The organism is Arcobacter venerupis (assembly GCF_013201665.1).
Taxonomy (GTDB): Bacteria; Campylobacterota; Campylobacteria; order Campylobacterales; family Arcobacteraceae; genus Aliarcobacter; species Aliarcobacter venerupis.
This window is the reverse complement of the sequence record NZ_CP053840.1, coordinates 82,148-100,300: the sequence shown is the minus strand read 5'-3', so window position 1 is coordinate 100,300 and position 18,153 is coordinate 82,148. Positions and strand designations below refer to the sequence as shown.

Here is an 18,153-nt window from a genome sequence, read left to right as displayed (position 1 = left end):
TCTATTTCTTATAAGTCATCTAGCTTTTTGTAGTTTTCTAAGTATTTTGTATCGTAATTATTCGAGATAAAATCTTCATTTTCCATCATTTTTTGATGAAAAGGAATTGTTGTTTTAATTCCTTCAACTTCAAATTCTGCTAAAGCTCTTTTCATAATATTAATTGCTTTATTTCTATCTCTTCCCCAAACGATAAGTTTTCCTATCATTGAGTCATAATAAGGCGGCACAATATAGTTTGTATAAACGTGAGAATCAACTCTTACATTTCTTCCACCAGGAACCATCCATTGTGTTACTTTTCCAGGACTTGGTAAAAATGAGTTAGGATCTTCTGCTGTAATTCTACACTCAATTGCATGACCTTTGAATTTAATTGATTCTTGAGGAGGAACTTTTTCACCCTCAGCTACTTTAATCATAAGTTCTACAATATCAATTCCTGAAACCATTTCAGAAACGGGATGCTCAACTTGAAGTCTTGTATTCATTTCCATAAAAAAGATATTTTGTTTGTCATCTGCTAAAAATTCAAAAGTTCCAGCACCTTCATATTTTAAATATTTAGTAGCTTTTACAGCTACTTCATGAAGTTTTGCTCTTGTTTCATCATTTAATAAAATAGCAGGTGATTCTTCAATAACTTTTTGATGTCTTCTTTGAAGTGAACAATCTCTCTCTCCAATATGAATAGCATTACCATGAGAATCTCCAACAACTTGAACTTCAATGTGTCTTGGGTTATTAATAAATCTTTCAAGATACATTGTTCCATCACCAAATGCAGCTAATGCTTCACTTGAAGCTGCCATAAATAGTTGTTCAAATTCTGACTCATCATGAATAAGTCTCATTCCTCTTCCACCACCACCAGCAGAAGCTTTTGCCATAATTGGATAACCAATTTCAAGGGCTTTCTTTTTCCCTTCATCAACAGAATGAACAGCGCCTTTTGAACCTGGAACTACAGGAACACCAGCTCTTATCATCTCTTCTTTTGCTTTTGATTTATCAGCCATTTTTTCCATTACTTCAACAGATGGTCCAATAAATTTAATATTATGAAGTCTACAGATTTCTACAAAATCTTGATTCTCAGATAAAAATCCATAACCTGGGAAAATAGCATCACAACCTGTCATTTCAGCAGCTGTAATAATTGCTGGAATATTTAAGTAAGATTCACTAGATTTTGCACCGCCAATACATACAGCTTCATCTGCATGTTTTAAATAAGATGCATCTTTATCACCTGTACTATAAATAGCAACAGATTTTTTACCCATTTCTCTAATAGTTCTAACAGCTCTTTGAACGATTTCGCCTCTATTAGCTATTAAAATTTTTTTAATTTCTGCCATAATTAACTCTTATAATTTTTCAACAATAAAGATTGGCATATCATATTCAACAGGTGAACCATCTTTTACTAAAATTTCAACAATTTTACAATCGAATTCAGCTTCAACTTCATTCATAATTTTCATTGCTTCTAAAATACAAAGTGTTTGACCTTTTTTAACTGTAGCTCCAACTTCAACAAAAGATGGTGATTCAGGAGATGGTGAAGAGTAGTAAGTCCCAACCATTGGTGAATTTATAGTTTCACCAGAGTTTGCAACTTTTGCAACTTCAACTGAAGCAGGTACAACAGAAATTGAAGCAGCAACAGGAGCAGTTTGAGTAACTGGTGCTGTAGTTGTTACCGTAGTTGCAAATCCATTTTCAAAACCTCTTTGCATAGAAATCTCAAATTCACCTTCTTTAACCTTTAATTTGTTAAGTTCACTCTTATCAAATACTCTTATTAATTCTTTGATATCTTTAAAATCCATACTCAGCCTTTTTAATTTAATAAAATTTTTTCTGATAATAGCACATTTTTTCTGATAAATATATTTTTATATATTTAAATAAGTTTTATTTAAGTTTCAGATAGAATTATCTCTTGTATTTGATTAAAATATCTTTTTGATATAATCAAAAAAATTTAATTAGGAATAAAATGTTAAACGATAGAAGTTTTATTAATATTGCAAAAGAGATAGCACTTGCATCAAAATGCGTATCAAAACAAGTTGGAGCAGTAATTGTAAAAGATGGAAGAATATTATCAACAGGTTATAATGGAACGCCAGCTGGATATAAAAATTGTAGCGAACATTGGAATGGTGAATATACAAAAGATCACCATGAATGGTCAAAAACTTATGAAATTCATGCAGAAATGAATGCCATAATCTGGGCAGCTAGAAAAGGTATTTCAATAGAAGGTGGAACAATTTATGTAACATTAGAACCTTGTAGTGAATGTTCTAAAAATCTGATTGCAAGTGGAATTAAAAGAATAGTATATGAAAAAGCTTATGAACATACAAACTCAGAAATAATATCAAAATTTATAAAAGACAATAATGTTCAAATAGAACAAATATCTGAATAAAAATATTTATGGCATACAAAGACAATAATAAATTCTATAAATCTGCTATTTCAAAATATGGAATAAGTCCACAAGGTGTTCATTGGAATTCAACATACACGCAATACAAAAGATTTGAAGTATTAACAAGTTTTATAGAAGAAAAAGTTATTCAATCAAATATTATTGACGCTGGTTGTGGTTTTGGTGAGTATTACAACTACTTATTTGATAATCAATTAAAACCAAAATCATATTTGGGAATTGACTGCGAAGAAAAAATGATAAATTTAGCATCAAAGAGATTTTTGGAAGCAAAGTTCGAAATTTCAAATATTTTGGAAGATCAACTCTCTTTTGCTGATTATTATATTTGTAGTGGTGCTTTAAACATTTTAGAAAAAAATGAGATATTTATTTTTATAGAAAAATGCTTTCTAGCTTCAAAAGTTGGATTTATTTTTAATTTTCTAAAAAACGATTCATTAACAGAGATTGACCATATTGAAGTAATAGATTTTTGTAAAAAAATATCAAAAAAAGTGAAAATAAAAGAGAATTATTTAGACAATGATATTAGTATATTTATAAAAAAATAAAATTATCATATATTTCTCATATACTAAATATAAAATAAGTTATTAAAAAGTAGGAGTGTACATGAAAATAGGTCTTTTTATTCCCTGTTTTATGAATGAGTTATATCCAAATATTTGCAAAGCAACATACAAAGTGCTAAAAGATCAAGGTTTACAAATAGAGTATCCACTTAGTCAAACTTGCTGTGGCCAGCCTATGGCAAATTCTGGTTGTTCGAAAGATGTTAAGAAATTAGCACTTGAATTTGTAAAAACATTTAAAGATTACGATTATATCGTTGCACCAAGTGGTTCATGTGTTGCAATGGTAAAAGAGCATTATGCAGAGTTTTTTGATAACGATAAAGATTACAATAAAGTAAAAGCTTCTATTTATGAAGTTTGTGAATTTTTACATGATATTATAAAGATTGAAAATATTAATTTTAATGTTTCATTCCCTCATAAAGTTGGAGTTCACAACTCATGTCATGGACATAGAGTTTTAAAACTAGCAACTGCTAGTGAACTTAATATTCCTTATGATTCAAAACTAAAAAATCTTCTAAATAAAATATCTGATATTGAATTAGTTACATTAAAAAGAGAAGATGAATGCTGTGGTTTTGGAGGAACATTTAGTGTTCAAGAAGAAGCTATTTCAGTTGCTATGGGTAAAGATAGAATAAAAGACCATTTAGATTCATCAGCACAAGTAATAACAGGTGCTGATATGTCATGTTTAATGCATATGGATGGGATTATAAACAGAGATAAAAATCCAATAAAAGTTATGCATATTGTAGAAATTCTTGCAGGAGTTAAACTATGAGTAGTCACAGTGTAAATGCTAGTAAATTTGTAGCTAATGATGAGAGAATGCATTGGCATGATCAAGCACTTTGGTTTGTAAGAGAAAAAAGAGATAGAGCTAGTAAATCAATTCCTGAATGGGAACATTTAAGAGAATTTGCGAATCAAATCAAAACTCATACAATGGCAAATCTTGACACTTATCTTTTAGAATTTGAAAAGAATGCAACAAAAAAAGGTATTAAAGTTCATTTTGCAATTGATGCTTTAGAACATAATCAAATTGTTGCAGATATTTTAAAAGAGCATAATGTAACAAAACTTGTAAAATCAAAATCTATGTTAACAGAAGAGTGTCACTTAAATCCATATTTAGAAAATTTAGGAATAGAAGTTATAGATACAGATTTAGGGGAAAGAATCGTTCAACTAAGACATGAGACTCCATCACATATTGTTCTTCCAGCAATTCACCTAAAAAAATCTGATGTATCAGATACTTTTCATGAACATTTAGGAACAGAGCAAGGAAATTATGACCCAACATATCTTACTCGTGCAGCAAGAGGTGCTTTAAGAGAAGATTTCTTAACTGCACAAGCAGGACTTACAGGAGTAAATTTTGCAATTGCAAGTACTGGTGGAGTTGTAGTTTGTACAAATGAAGGAAATGCAGATATGGGAGCTAGTGTTCCAAAACTTCATATCGCTTCTATGGGAATTGAAAAAATTATTCCAAGACTTGAAGATTTATCTGTATTTACAAGATTATTAGCAAGAAGTGCAACTGGTCAGCCAATAACTTCTTATACTTCTCATTTTCATGCACCAGTTGAAGGTGGTGAAATGCATATTATTATTGTTGATAATAATAGAAGTCAATTTTTAGCATCTGAAAAAAATAAAAAAGCTCTAAACTGTATTAGATGTGGTGCATGTATGAATACTTGTCCAGTTTACAGAAGAAGTGGTGGTCACTCTTATGAATATGTAATTCCAGGACCAATTGGTTCGATTTTAGGTTCAAAAAAAGAGCCAGAAAAACATAATTCTTTACCATTTGCTTGTACATTATGTGGTTCATGTTCAAATGTTTGTCCAGTAAAAATTGATTTGGATTCACAATTATATAGTCTAAGACAAGATTTATCAGAAGCAAATTTAATTGATCCAAAGAAAAAAATGGCATTAAAAGTAACTGCTTGGTTAATGAGTAAACCAACACTATTTGAGTTTGCTGGAAAAATGGCTAGATTTATAGTGCCAAAATTACCAAATTCTATTATATATAATAAAGCAAATGCGTGGGGAAAACAAAGGGATATGCCTAAAATGCCTTCAAAAAGTTTTAAAGAAATGTTTAGAGATGGAGAATTAGATGACTAGTAAAGAAAAAATATTAAAAAATATTAAAGACAATAATGTTGTTAAAAATGTAAAACTTCCAACTTATGAAAATTTTGGTATTAAGTATGACAATAAATTTGAAACTTTTTCTACTATGATTGAAAGTGTTGGAGGAAAAGCTTTATTGATTGAAAAAGATAAACTAGATGAAACAATAAAAGCTCTTTATCCTGATGAAAAACAAATAGCAAGTGATGTTGATTTTTGTTCTATTGGAAATTTTAATGCAAATAATTTTGATGATGCACATGACCTAAGCAATATTGATTTAGCTGTTGTAAAAGGTAATTTTGCAATTGCTGAAAATGGTGCAATTTGGATGAAAAATGAAAATAACAGACATAGAGCTTTATATTTTATTGCTCAAAATATTGTTATTGTAATTGATGAAAATGAACTTTTAAATAATATGCATGAAGCTTATGAGAAAATTGATTTTGAAGATGCTGGTTATGGTGTATTTATTTCAGGTCCATCAAAAACAGCAGATATTGAACAATCACTTGTAATTGGAGCACATGGACCAAAATCAGGTTATGTAATCTTCATAAAATCTTGATATAATTGCTAAATAGGGGACAATAATGAAATATTTTTTACTATTTAGCATACTTTTTTTTAACTACTTATTTGCGGATCAATCGAAAGAAGTTTTATTAATTCATTCATATCATAAAGGATATATTTGGACTGATGATATTTCAAGAACAATTGAAAAGAATTTTGATAGCCATAAAAACATAGAATTAACAACTGTTTATATGGATACAAAAAGAATTGATGATTCTACTTATTTATATAACCTTTCAAAACTTTATAAACAACAGTTTGAAGGGCGAAAATTTGATTTAATTATCGTAAGTGATAATAATGCTTTTGATTTTATGATTAAATATCATGATTACTTATTTAAAAATATTCCTGTTCTATTTTGTGGAATAAATAATTTTGATAAGGTTCTTTTAGGTGAAAATGACATGTATAAATATATGTCTGGATTAGCAGAAGAAGTTGATATTGAAAAGAATTTTGAGCTAATTTCACATATGCATCCAAATTTAAAAAATCTATTAATTATAAATGATACTTCATCAACTGGTTCTGCAATTAAACGGGATCTAAATCCAATAATTGAAAAATATCAAAACCGCTTCAATATTGAATATACAGATAACTTAGAAATTAGTAATCTTCAAGATAAAGTTTCAAATTTAGATAAAAAAAATAGCGTAATACTATTCGTACTTTTATTTAAAGATACAACGGGGAAATTTTTCACCCATAAACAAAGTTTTGAAGAAGTAAGAAAAGTAAGTCAAGTGCCAATTTATGGACTTTGGGATTTTTATTTACATAGTGGAATTGTAGGAGGATTATTAACTTCAGCAGTTGCGCAAGGGGAAACTGTTTCTAAAATGGCTTTAGAAGTTTTAAATGGTAAGAAAATTACGGATATTCCTATTTTAGAAAAATCACCAAATTTATATATGTTTAATTATGATGAATTAAAAAGATTCAATCTTGATATTCCAGATTATGTTGAAAATCCAATAATAATTAATGAACCAAGTACTATATATAAAGAGCACTCAAAATTCTTTATTATAACAATTTTAATCATTTTAATATTAAGTATTATAGTAGTAATTTTAAGAGCTAATATAATAAGAAGAGAAAAACTTGAACTAGAACTTTCAAATCGAATTGAATTTGATAAAGTTCTTCTTGATACTATTCCTAATCCTATTTATTATAAAAATGTTGAAGGAAAATTCTTAGGTTGTAATACAAGTTTTGCATCATTAGTTAGTTCTTCAAGAAATGAAGTAATAGGAAAAACAGCCTTTGATTTTTTTCCATATAAAGTAGCTAGCGAAAATACAGCAAGAGATAAAGAGTTATTACTGACTTTTTGTACAAGTACTTCTGAATTTACTTTTTATACAGCTTCAAATGAGATGAAACATATTATTTTAAATAAAGCAGTTTATAAAAATATTGATGGAAGTGTTGGTGGTATTGTTTGTATTATGGATGATATTACAGAGAGAATTCAACAAAAACAGTTTTTGATTCAACAAAGTAAACTAGCAGAAATGGGTGATATGATTGCAGCAATTGCTCATCAATGGAATGAACCTCTTGTGGAATTATCTGCACTTGTTCAAGATATTCAAACATCTTATTTATTAAAAGAGTTAAAAGACGATGAGGTTAAAGAGTTTGTTAATGACTCGATGGTTCAAATAAAATATATGTCAAGAACACTTAATGATTTTAGAAATTTCCTTAAACCATCAACGAAAAAAAAGCTATTTTCAATTTCTAAATCTTTAAGTGAAATTAATGAAATAATTGGAAAACAAGTATTTTATTCAAATATCAAAATGAATTTTAATTATAAAAACGAGAATGAAGAACTTCTTGTTTATGGATATGAAAATGAGTTTAAACAGGTTTTATTAAATATTATTAATAATGCAAAAAATAAAATCGTAGATAAAAATTTACCTATAAATAAAAAAGGTAATATAAATATAAATATTCAAAGATGTCAAAACTTTAATACCATAGAAATAATTGATGATGCAGGCTCAATTGATGAAAAAATTATAAATTCAATTTTTGAACCATATTTTACAACAAAAGCAGATGGAACTGGACTTGGACTTTATATGGCCAAAATTATAATAGAAGAAAAAATGAGAGGAACAATTAACGCTAAAAATGATGGTGATAATGTAATCTTCACAATAAAACTTCCTCACAAAAAGGCTTAAAGATGAAAATTTTACTTCTTGAAGATAATAAAAAACTAAATGATACCATCACAAAAAGATTAAAAATAAAGAACTATAATGTAATCTCATTTACTGATGGTGCTGATGCTTACGAAAAAATAACCGAAGGTTTTTCTTGTTTTATATTAGATATAAACGTTCCAAATGTTGATGGAATAAATATCTTAAAAAAAATAAGAGAGTATTATAAAATCGTGCCAGTAATAATCATAAGTGGAAGTGTTGAACTAGATGTTATAAAACAATCTTATGATTTTGGTTGTAATGATTATTTAAAAAAACCTTTTTTTATAGATGAATTAGAAATTAAAATAGAAAAACTTTGTAATATTGAAGATAACAATATCTATTTTGATGATAATTCTTATTTCGATTTCAAATCTGCAACAGTAGTAATTGATAATAAAGAGACAAGATTAACAAAAAAAGAAAAACTTTTAATGAATCTCTTTCTTAGTAAAAAGAATCAAGTTATAACTTATGAAACTATTGAAAACTATGTATGGGAAGGCAGTTTCGTCTCTTTAGAATCAATAAGAAGCCTAATAAGAAGACTAAGAAAATTATTAGATAAAGATTATATTCAAACAGTTGTTGACACTGGTTATATTTTTAAAATAAGCTAAATTATCATATCATTATCATTCGGTAAAGTTAAAATTTAAAACTAACAAATCTAAGGAGAAATGAAATGTTAAAATTTACGACAAAATTGCTTGTTACATCTGCACTTATTGCAGGTTTATCAATAGTAGCGAATGCTGATGATAAGGTTATTAAATGGAAGCTTGCAACAACATGGGGTTCAACACTTAATCCATTTATTGATGCACCAACAAATATGGCTAAACTTGTAGAAGAGATGTCTGATGGAAAATTCCAAATCAGAATTGATGCTGCAAATAAACATAAAGCGCCACTTGGTGTTCTAGATATGGTAAAAGGTGGTCAATATGAAATGGCTCACTCAGCATCATATTACTGGAAAGGTAAAGATATAGAACTTTTACCATTTACAACTATGCCTTTTGGTATGACTGCACCAGAACAATATGCATGGTTTTACTATGGTGGTGGTATGGAGTTAATGCAAAAAGCATATAAAAAACATGGAGTTTTATCATTCCCTGGAGGAAATACTGGTAACCAAATGGGTGGTTGGTTTAGAAAAGAGATCAATACACTTGATGACTTAAAAGGTCTAAAAATGAGAATTCCAGGATTTGCTGGAGAAGTTATGGCAAAACTAGGATTATCAGTTACAAATATAGCTCCGGGTGAATTATATACATCACTTGAAAGAGGAACTATTGATGCATTGGAATGGGTTGGCCCTGGAATGGATATATCAATGGGATTCCACAAAATTGCACCTTATTATTACACAGGTTGGCATGAACCAGCAACTGAATTACAATTTATGGTAAATGAAAAAGACTTTAATAAATTACCAAAAGACTATCAACAAATTTTATTAACTGCAATGAGAGTATCTGCTTATGATATGTATATTCAAAATTACCACATGAGTAGTGAAGCTTGGGCAACAATGTTAACAGAATTCCCAAATATCAAAGTTAAAACTTTCCCAAAACCTGTTATGGATGCTATGAAAAAAGCAAATGATGAGTTATTAACTGAACTTAAAACAGAATCTCCTTTATTAAAAGAGATTTTAGATTCTCAAGCTGCGTACCAAAAGAAAGCAAGAGAATGGACAAAAATGTCTGATTACTTATACTTAAAAGACAATTTATAAAAACTTTCTAACTCTCGAAAGAGAGTTGGATTATCTAACTCCAAATAAATCAAGTAAATCTACCTTAATATGTTTATTTGACTTATTTAAAAATTACAAAAGGATTATATATGCTGTTAAAGCTTGAAAAAGGTTTTGATAAATTTGCAGATATAATAGGTTATTTCACTGCTTTTGTAATGGTACTAATGATATTAAATGTAACTTATGACGTTGTCATGAGATATTTTTTTAATACAGGTAGCATTGCAATGCAAGAGATGGAATGGCACCTATTTTCTGTGATAATATTATTAGGTATCTCTTACACATTAAAAGAAGATGGTCACGTAAGAGTTGATATTATTTACGATAGATTAACTGATAAAAAGAAAGCTAGAATAAATATGGCGGGAGTTGTGTTATTTATTCTTCCAGTTGCATTATTGATTGGAATTGAATCTATTCCTTATGTAATAGAATCATTTGCATCAAATGAGCAAAGTGGCGATCCAGGTGGTTTACCATATAGATGGATTGTAAAATCAATGATTCCATTATCTTTTTTCCTATTAATTATCACATCAATTGGATTTTTTATTAAAAATTTAAATGTGTATAAAGGTCTTAGATCAATGGATGGATACAATTTAAAAGGTGAAATTGAAAATTTAAAAAATGAATTAAAACAACACAAACATCATGTAGTTGATTTAGAAGATACAAAAGGAGAGAACAAATGATAGGTATTGTTATGTTCTTCGCTTCATTAGTAATGTTATCTTTTGGTTTTCCAGTAGCATTTACTTTTGCAGCAGTATCTTTATTTTTTGGAATAATGGCTGGTATTCTTGAAGTTGGTTTTGACAATGGAATATTAGATGGCTTAGTTGATGGTTTAGATGAAGGTCTTGCAATGTTTGACTTTATGCCTTATAGAATTATGTCTATAATGCAAAATACAATATTAATGTCCGTTCCTATGTTTATTTTTATGGGAATTATTTTACAAAAAACTGGTCTTGCTGAAAAACTACTTGAATCAATGGCTTTTCTTTTTGGAGAAATAAGAGGTGGAGTTGCAATTTCAACAGTTTTAGTTGGTACTTTACTTGCAGCATCTACAGGAGTTGTTGGAGCATCAGTTGTTGCGATGGGTGTTATTTCACTTCCTGTTATGATGAAGTATAAATATAATCTTCCATTAGCAACTGGAACAATTTGTGCTTCAGGTACTTTAGGACAAATTATTCCTCCTTCAATTGTATTAATTATTTTAGGAGATGTATTTCAAGTTCCAGTAGGTGACTTGTTTGCAGCTGCTGTTTGGCCAGGACTTACACTTGTTGCTGCATATATTATATTTATATTAATTGTCTCTTATTTCAAAAAAGACATGGCACCTGCTATTCCAAAAGATCCATCAAGAGGAAATAAAACTAAACAAGTAATTTCAGCTTTACTTGCAATTATTCCTTCTTTAACGCTTATTATAATGGTTTTAGGTTCAATTTTTGCTGGTATTGCAACACCTACTGAGTCATCAGCAGTTGGTTGTATTGGAGCTGTATTATTAGCAGTTTTATATCGTACTTTTTCAATTGATATGGTAAAAGAAGCAGCTTTTGAATCTGTAAAAATCACATCTATGGTATTTGGTATTTTAATTGGTGCAACAGCATTTTCAATGGTATTCACATACACAGGTGGAGATGAGATAGTTGAGCATTTTATGATGAATTTGCCAGGTGATGAGAAATTTGCGTTTATTTTATTTACAATGTTAGCAATATTTATTTTAGGATTCTTTATTGACTTTGTTGAAATTTCATATATTATTGTTCCTATTTTAGTTCCAATTGCGATGAATTTAGATATTAGTCCAGTTTGGTTTGCAATATTAATTGCAATGAATTTACAAACATCATTTTTAACACCACCATTTGGGTTCTCCCTTTTCTACTTAAAAGGAGTTGTACCAGCTAGTGTTAGAACTATTGATATTTATAAAGGTGTTCTTCCGTTTATTATAATACAAATATTTGTGTTAATGTTAATTGTTTTTTATCCAGAAGTTTTTGGAATAAATCCAAAACTATAATAGTAAAAGAGGCAAAAACCTCTTTTACTACATAATTGAGAAGTAAAATGAAAACTTGTAAATATTTTTTAGAACTAATCTTCAATATCATATATAAAATCAAAGATAAAATGTTTGCTTTTATATATGATCCTCAACAAAGAATATATACGGTACCAAGACTAGAGTAACAATTTATTTATTTTTAATAAACAAAAAAAATAAAAAAGGATAAAAATGTTAGATAGTAAATACCAAAAATTTCACGATGAAATCGTAAAAAAAATTGAAAGAGAGAGAATCTTTACAGATAAACTCCACACACTGGCTTATGGAACAGATGCTTCATTTTATAGATTAATTCCAAAAATAGTAATCAAAACAGATAATGCGAAAGAGGTTCAAGATATTATTGAATTATCAAATTCAATGAATTTAAGTATAACTTTTAGAGCAGCGGGAACTTCACTGTCTGGTCAAGCAATTAGTGATTCTATTTTAATAATCACTTCAAGAAAGTTTTCAGACTTCAAAATTTCACCAGATGCTAGTTTTATTTCACTTCAACCAGCACTTACAGGTGCACAAGTAAATGGACTATTAGCAAGATATTCTAAAAAAATCGGTCCAGATCCAGCTAGTATAAATGCTGCTATGATTGGTGGAATTGCTGCAAATAATGCTTCAGGGATGTGTTGTGGAATTTCACAAAATTCATATAAAACATTAAAATCAATGAAATTAATTTTTGCAGATGGGGCAAAACTTGATACAGGATGTAATGAGAGCAAAGAAGCATTTAGAAAATCACATGGCGAATTTCTAAAAAGTCTAAAAAGTTTTTCAGATGATACAAAAAACAATGAAGAGTTAAAAGCAAAAATTGAAAGAAAGTTCAAAATCAAAAATACATGTGGTTACTCACTAAATGCTTTAATTGATTTTAGTGATGAGTTTGAAATTCTTGAACACTTAATCATTGGAAGTGAAGGAACTTTAGCCTTTATTGAAGAGATTACTTATTACACAGTTGAAGATTTAAAAGATAAAGCTAGTTCACTAATTTATTTCAAAGATATGAATGAAGCATGTTCTGCTGTTACTAAATTGAAACTTGCAAAAGATGCAAATAAAATCACTGTAGATGCAGTTGAATTAATGGATAGAGCAGGGTTAAAAAGTATTGAGAATGACCCAGCAATGCCAGCATTTATAAAAGATTTTGATGAAAATATAACAGCTCTTTTAATTGAAACAAGAGCAATAAGTGATAAACAACTTGATATTCAAACAGCACAAATTGAAGAGTTATTAAAAGAGTTTTCAGTTGTTAGAGATATTTATTTTACAAAAGATGTTGCAGAATATACTCTTTATTGGAAAATTAGAAAAGGTTTATTTCCAGCAGTGGGAGCTGTAAGAGTAACAGGAACAACAGTAATTATTGAAGATGTTGCATATCCTATTGAATGCTTAGCAGAAGCAACACTTGAACTTCAAGAACTATTTAAAAAACATGGTTACTCTGAAGCTTTAATTTTTGGGCATGCACTTGAGGGAAATTTCCACTTTGTATTTACACAAGATTTTTCAGATCCAAAAGAGATAAAAAGATATGATGATTTAATGAATGAAGTTGTTCACTCTGTTGCCGTTAAATATCAAGGAAGTCTAAAAGCAGAACATGGAACAGGAAGAAACATGGCTGCATTTATTGAAATTGAGTGGGGGTATGATGCTTATATTATGATGAAAAAAATAAAATCATTATTTGACCCAAAAGGGCTTTTAAATCCAGGTGTTATAATAAATGATGATGCCCAAGCTCACTTAAAAAATCTTAAAACACTTCCAGCAACAAATGAAATTGTTGATAAATGTATTGAATGTGGATTTTGTGAACCAACATGTCCATCAAATGAGCTAACTTTAACTCCAAGACAAAGAATTGTAATTAATAGAGAAATTTCAAGACTTGAAAGTATTGGAAATAAAAAGGAAGCAAAAGAATATAAAGATTTATACCAATATGATGGAATTGAAACTTGTGCAACTTGTAGTTTATGTTCAACTGCATGTCCAGTAAAAATTGATACAGGAAGTTTAACCAAGCATTTGAGAGCTGAACAAATTTCAAATACTGGAAAATCAATTGCAAATTTTGTAGCAAATAATTTTTCAGCAACTCTAAAAGGTGTTAGATTTGGACTTCATAGTGCAAACTTTATTCATAAAGTTCTTGGAACTCCAAGCATGGAAACAATGACTAAAACATTTAGAGATTTTAGTAATTCTATTCCTAAATGGAGCGTTACAATGCCAATAGGAACAAATATTGATTTAAATTTTGAACAAAAAGTTAGTGATAAAAAAGTAGTATATTTTCCTTCATGTCTAAATAGAAGTATGGGATTAAATGCCGTATCAAAAGAAGAAAAACAACTATTTGAAACTACAGTTGAATTATTGCTAAAAGCTGGTTATCAAATACTATTCCCTGAAAATTTATCAAACTTATGTTGTGGTATGCCATTTTCATCAAAAGGTTTTAATGAAGCAGCACATACAAAATCATCTCAGTTAGAACAAGCTTTATTAAAAGTAAGTAATTCAGGAGAATATCCAGTATTATGTGACACAAGTCCTTGTACTAAAAAAATGATGGAAAGCTTTACAAAGAAAATTAACATTTATGAACCAATTGAATTTGCTTTAGAGTTTTTAACAAAAGATTTAGAATTCACAGCAATAGATGAAGCAATTACAATTCATACAACTTGTAGTTCAAGAAAAATGGGATTAGAAGATAAGTTTAAAACTTTAGCAACATTGTGCTCTACAAATGTAATAATTCCAGCAGATGTAAAATGTTGTGGTTTTGCAGGAGATAGAGGATTTAATTTTCCAGAACTGAACAAATCTGCATTAAGACACTTAAAAGAGCAAACAGCTGGTGCAAAAATGGCATTTTCTACAAGTAAAACTTGTGAAATTGGACTAAGTGAAGAATCAGGATTAGACTACAATTCAATATTTTATTTAATTAATAAAGTAACTAAAACTAAAACTTTATAATCTTTTTTCCAACAAAACAGATATTTACCATTTTTTTGGTAAAATATCTGCTTTATGAAAAAGGAAAATCTATGTACAAACTTTTTTTAACACTACTTGTAAGTTCAGGAATATCATTTGCAGGTATGGTAAATGGTGTTGCTTTAATTGTTAATGATGAACCAATTACAATTTATGATATTGATAATACTATGTCAGTAAATAAAATAGGCAAAAATCAAGCTGTTGGATTATTGATAGATAAAGCTCTATATGAACAATCTATAAAAGAAAATAACATCAGTGCAGATATTTTTGAAATCAATGATTACATTGAAAAATTAGCAAATGCTAATGGGATGGATATATACACATTTAAATCAGTTGTAAAACAAAAATATGGAGATTATACAGCTTTTGAAGATGAAGCAAAAGATGCAGTAATTAGACAAAAACTAATTCAAAAAATTGTAAAAGGTCAACTTGCAATTGCTACAGAAGAAGATATGCAACTATATTATGAAAAAAATAAAGAGCAATTTTCAACTTCAAAATTTTATGAAGTAACTCAATATACATCAAAAAATAAATCTTCTTTAAATAGTGCAATAAAAAATCCAATGGTTCTTCCTTCTGATGTTGAAAGAGAGCCAGTAAGATTAGCAAGTGATAAATTACAACCTCAAATGCAATATTTATTAAATGAAACTAAAACAAATAGTTTCACTCCAATTTTTACAGCTAATAAACAATTCATTTCTTTGTTTGTAACAAGAAAAGAAGGAACAACTTCACTTAATTTTGAAAGCGTTAAAGCAAAAATATTTAATGATATGATGAGTTTAAGAGAAAAAAAATATCTAAAAGATTACTTTGAAAAAGAGAAATTAACAGCTGATATAAAAATAGTAAGATAAAGGGAATATAAAATATGTTTGAAGTTATTATAGGATTAGAAGTACATGTTCAATTAAATACTAATAGTAAACTTTTTTGTTCTTGTGCAACGAGTTTTGGAGAAGAACCAAACACGAATGTATGTCCAACTTGTTTAGGATTACCAGGAGCACTTCCAGTACTAAATAAAGAAGCTGTTCATAAAGCAATTATGCTAGGAACTGCACTAAAAGCACAAATAAATCAAAAATCAGTATTTAATAGAAAAAACTACTTCTATCCAGATTTACCAAGTGGTTATCAAATTTCTCAATTTGAAGTTCCAGTTGTTGGACTTGGTGAATTAGTAATTGATTTTCCAGATGGAAGACAAAAAACTATTGGAGTTACAAGAGCTCACTTAGAAAATGATGCAGGAAAAAATATCCATGCAGGAAGTGTTTCACAGGTTGATTTAAATAGAGCAGGTACTCCACTACTTGAAATCGTTTCTGAACCTGATATGAGAAGTGCAGAAGAAGCTGTTTTATACCTGAAAAAATTACATTCAATTGTAAGATATTTAGGTATAAGTGACGCTAATATGCAAGAGGGAAGCTTTAGATGTGACGTAAACGTTTCTATTAGACCAAAAGGTGATAAAAACCTTTACACTAGATGTGAAATCAAAAATATGAACTCATTTAAATTCATTGAAAAAGCAATTGCTTATGAAGTAAATAGACATATTGAAGCATGGGAAGATGGAGTTCATTCAAAAGAGATTGTTCAAGAAACAAGACTTTTTGATCCAAATACTGGTGAAACAAGATCTATGAGAGGAAAAGAAGATGCTGCTGATTACAGATATTTTCCAGACCCAGACCTTTTACCCGTAATTATTACAGATGAAATGCTTGCTAAATATTCAGTAATTCCAGAACTTCCAGATGAGAAAAAAGAGAGATTTGTAAAAGATTTTGGACTTAAAGAGTATGACGCTTCAGTTATAACAGCAAGTTTGGAAATGGCTAAATATTTTGATGAAATGATGTCTGAGGGAATTAGTGCAAAAAATGCAGTTACTTGGTTAACTGTTGAATTACTTGCAAGACTAAAAGAGGGCGCTTCACTTGAAGATTCAATTATCGATGCAAAAACTTTAGCAACAATTGTTAAAAGAATTGAAGATAATACAATTTCAGGAAAAGCAGCAAAAGAAGTACTAGATTTCCTAATAGAAAATGAATCAACAGATGTTGATTCAGCTATTGAAAAATTAGGACTTAAACAAGTATCTGATGATGGTGCACTATTAACTATTATTGATACAATACTTGCTGCAAATCAAGATAAAGTATCTGAATATAAATCAGGTAAAGATAAACTATTTGGTTTCTTTGTAGGTCAAACTATGAAAGAATCAAAAGGTAGTGCAAATCCTGCTAAAGTAAATGACCTATTAAAACAAAGATTATCTTAATGAAAAACAACTCTATTGCAGTTATAGGTGCAGGGAAATGGGGACAAGCTCTTCATTTTGCACTTAGTCAAAAACAAGAAGCTTTTATAACATCAAGAACACCAAGAGATATAAAAAACTTCGTTGATTTGAAAACTGCTTTAGAGTGTGAATATTTAATAATTGCCATTCCTGCTCAAGAAATTAGAGCTTGGTTAAAAGAGAATTTTATTTTTAAAGGACAAAAAATTCTTGTTGCTTCAAAAGGTATTGAAGCTTCAAGTGGAGAGTTTTTAAATGAAATTTATGCTGAATTTGTTCCAAATAAAAATATAGGATTTATTTCTGGACCATCATTTGCAGCTGAAGTTATTCAAGGTTTACCTTGTGCTTTAGTTTTAAATTCAGATTCAAAGAAACTTTTTAAAAAATTCTCTGCTTTTTTCCCAACTTTTATTAAAACTTATTATAGTTCTGATGTTATTGGAGCAGAAGTTGCCGGTGCATATAAAAATGTTTTAGCAATTGCAAGTGGAATTTGTGAGGGATTACATCTCGGTAAAAATGCTCAAGCTTCATTAATAGCAAGAGGATTAGTTGAAATGGAGAGATTTGGTAGATTCTTTGGCTCAAAAAAATCAACTTTTTTAGGTTTAAGTGGAGCAGGAGATTTGTTTTTGACTGCGAACTCTACAATGAGTAGAAACTATAGAGTAGGACTTGGTCTTGCTTCAAATAAAAAAATTAATGAAATTTTAAAAGATTTAGGTGAAGTTGCAGAGGGTATTAAAACAGCCGATGCTATATATAACCTATCAATTAAACATGAAATATATACACCAATTGCAAATGAAGTGAAACTTATATTAGATGGTAAAAATCCAAAAGATAGTTTAAAAGATTTATTAAAACATTAATTATA

16 protein-coding genes are annotated in these 18,153 nt (G+C 28.8%); 14 read left to right on the top strand and 2 right to left on the bottom strand.

The features are described from left to right. Positions 1–8: 8 nt before the first annotated feature. Together AVENP_RS00535 and accB are read right to left on the bottom strand one after the other, a co-directional pair. On the bottom strand, positions 9–1,361 hold the full coding sequence (locus AVENP_RS00535) for an acetyl-CoA carboxylase biotin carboxylase subunit (RefSeq protein WP_128358265.1): 1,353 nt from the start codon (positions 1,359–1,361) through the stop codon (positions 9–11). 9 nt (positions 1,362–1,370) lie between these two features. After that, complete coding sequence (gene accB / locus AVENP_RS00530) at positions 1,371–1,835, bottom strand: acetyl-CoA carboxylase biotin carboxyl carrier protein (protein ID WP_128358264.1); 465 nt, start codon at positions 1,833–1,835, stop codon at positions 1,371–1,373. 170 nt (positions 1,836–2,005) lie between these two features. Between accB and AVENP_RS00525 the strand changes: the two genes are divergently transcribed. The 14 genes from AVENP_RS00525 (at position 2,006) to AVENP_RS00460 (ending at position 18,148) form a co-directional block, all read left to right on the top strand. Beyond that, positions 2,006–2,443 (top strand): deoxycytidylate deaminase, encoded by a 438-nt coding sequence (locus tag AVENP_RS00525; protein ID WP_128358263.1) that lies wholly within the window; start codon positions 2,006–2,008, stop codon positions 2,441–2,443. 8 nt (positions 2,444–2,451) lie between these two features. Beyond that, the gene (locus AVENP_RS00520) at positions 2,452–3,021 is read left to right on the top strand and encodes a class I SAM-dependent methyltransferase (protein WP_128358262.1); all 570 of its coding nucleotides are present in this window, start codon (positions 2,452–2,454) and stop codon (positions 3,019–3,021) included. Positions 3,022–3,082: 61 nt separating this feature from the next. Next, positions 3,083–3,832 carry a (Fe-S)-binding protein gene (locus AVENP_RS00515; RefSeq protein WP_128358261.1) on the top strand — a complete coding sequence of 250 codons (750 nt, stop codon included), beginning with the start codon at positions 3,083–3,085 and terminating at the stop codon, positions 3,830–3,832. Then, the gene (locus tag AVENP_RS00510; protein ID WP_128358260.1) at positions 3,829–5,199 is read left to right on the top strand and encodes a lactate utilization protein B; all 1,371 of its coding nucleotides are present in this window, start codon (positions 3,829–3,831) and stop codon (positions 5,197–5,199) included. The genes AVENP_RS00515 and AVENP_RS00510 overlap by 4 nt, the downstream gene beginning before the upstream one ends. Continuing rightward, positions 5,192–5,779, top strand: coding sequence for a LutC/YkgG family protein (locus tag AVENP_RS00505; protein WP_128358259.1), 588 nt, complete (start codon positions 5,192–5,194; stop codon positions 5,777–5,779). The genes AVENP_RS00510 and AVENP_RS00505 overlap by 8 nt, the downstream gene beginning before the upstream one ends. Before the next feature lie 25 nt (positions 5,780–5,804). Continuing rightward, on the top strand, positions 5,805–8,000 hold the full coding sequence (locus AVENP_RS00500; RefSeq protein WP_128358258.1) for a sensor histidine kinase: 2,196 nt from the start codon (positions 5,805–5,807) through the stop codon (positions 7,998–8,000). A 2-nt stretch (positions 8,001–8,002) separates the two neighbouring features. After that, complete coding sequence (locus AVENP_RS00495) at positions 8,003–8,647, top strand: response regulator transcription factor (protein WP_128358257.1); 645 nt, start codon at positions 8,003–8,005, stop codon at positions 8,645–8,647. Positions 8,648–8,712: 65 nt separating this feature from the next. Further along, on the top strand, positions 8,713–9,780 hold the full coding sequence (locus tag AVENP_RS00490) for a TRAP transporter substrate-binding protein (RefSeq protein ID WP_128358256.1): 1,068 nt from the start codon (positions 8,713–8,715) through the stop codon (positions 9,778–9,780). 110 nt (positions 9,781–9,890) lie between these two features. After that, entirely contained in the window at positions 9,891–10,502 is a 612-nt protein-coding gene (locus AVENP_RS00485) for a TRAP transporter small permease subunit (protein ID WP_172664176.1), read from the top strand. Then, positions 10,499–11,860 (top strand): TRAP transporter large permease, encoded by a 1,362-nt coding sequence (locus AVENP_RS00480; protein WP_128358255.1) that lies wholly within the window; start codon positions 10,499–10,501, stop codon positions 11,858–11,860. Before AVENP_RS00485 ends, AVENP_RS00480 begins: the two co-directional genes overlap by 4 nt. Positions 11,861–12,076: 216 nt before the next feature. Continuing rightward, positions 12,077–14,914, top strand: coding sequence for an FAD-binding and (Fe-S)-binding domain-containing protein (locus AVENP_RS00475; protein ID WP_128358254.1), 2,838 nt, complete (start codon positions 12,077–12,079; stop codon positions 14,912–14,914). A 71-nt stretch (positions 14,915–14,985) separates the two neighbouring features. After that, a complete protein-coding gene (locus AVENP_RS00470; RefSeq protein ID WP_128358253.1) occupies positions 14,986–15,810 on the top strand; it encodes a peptidylprolyl isomerase in 825 nt (274 codons plus the stop codon). A gap of 14 nt (positions 15,811–15,824) precedes the next feature. Beyond that, the gene (gene gatB / locus AVENP_RS00465) at positions 15,825–17,252 is read left to right on the top strand and encodes an Asp-tRNA(Asn)/Glu-tRNA(Gln) amidotransferase subunit GatB (RefSeq protein WP_128358252.1); all 1,428 of its coding nucleotides are present in this window, start codon (positions 15,825–15,827) and stop codon (positions 17,250–17,252) included. Beyond that, positions 17,252–18,148, top strand: a complete 897-nt coding sequence (locus tag AVENP_RS00460; RefSeq protein ID WP_128358251.1) for an NAD(P)H-dependent glycerol-3-phosphate dehydrogenase — start codon at positions 17,252–17,254, stop codon at positions 18,146–18,148. The genes gatB and AVENP_RS00460 overlap by 1 nt, the downstream gene beginning before the upstream one ends. Positions 18,149–18,153: the final 5 nt, after the last annotated feature.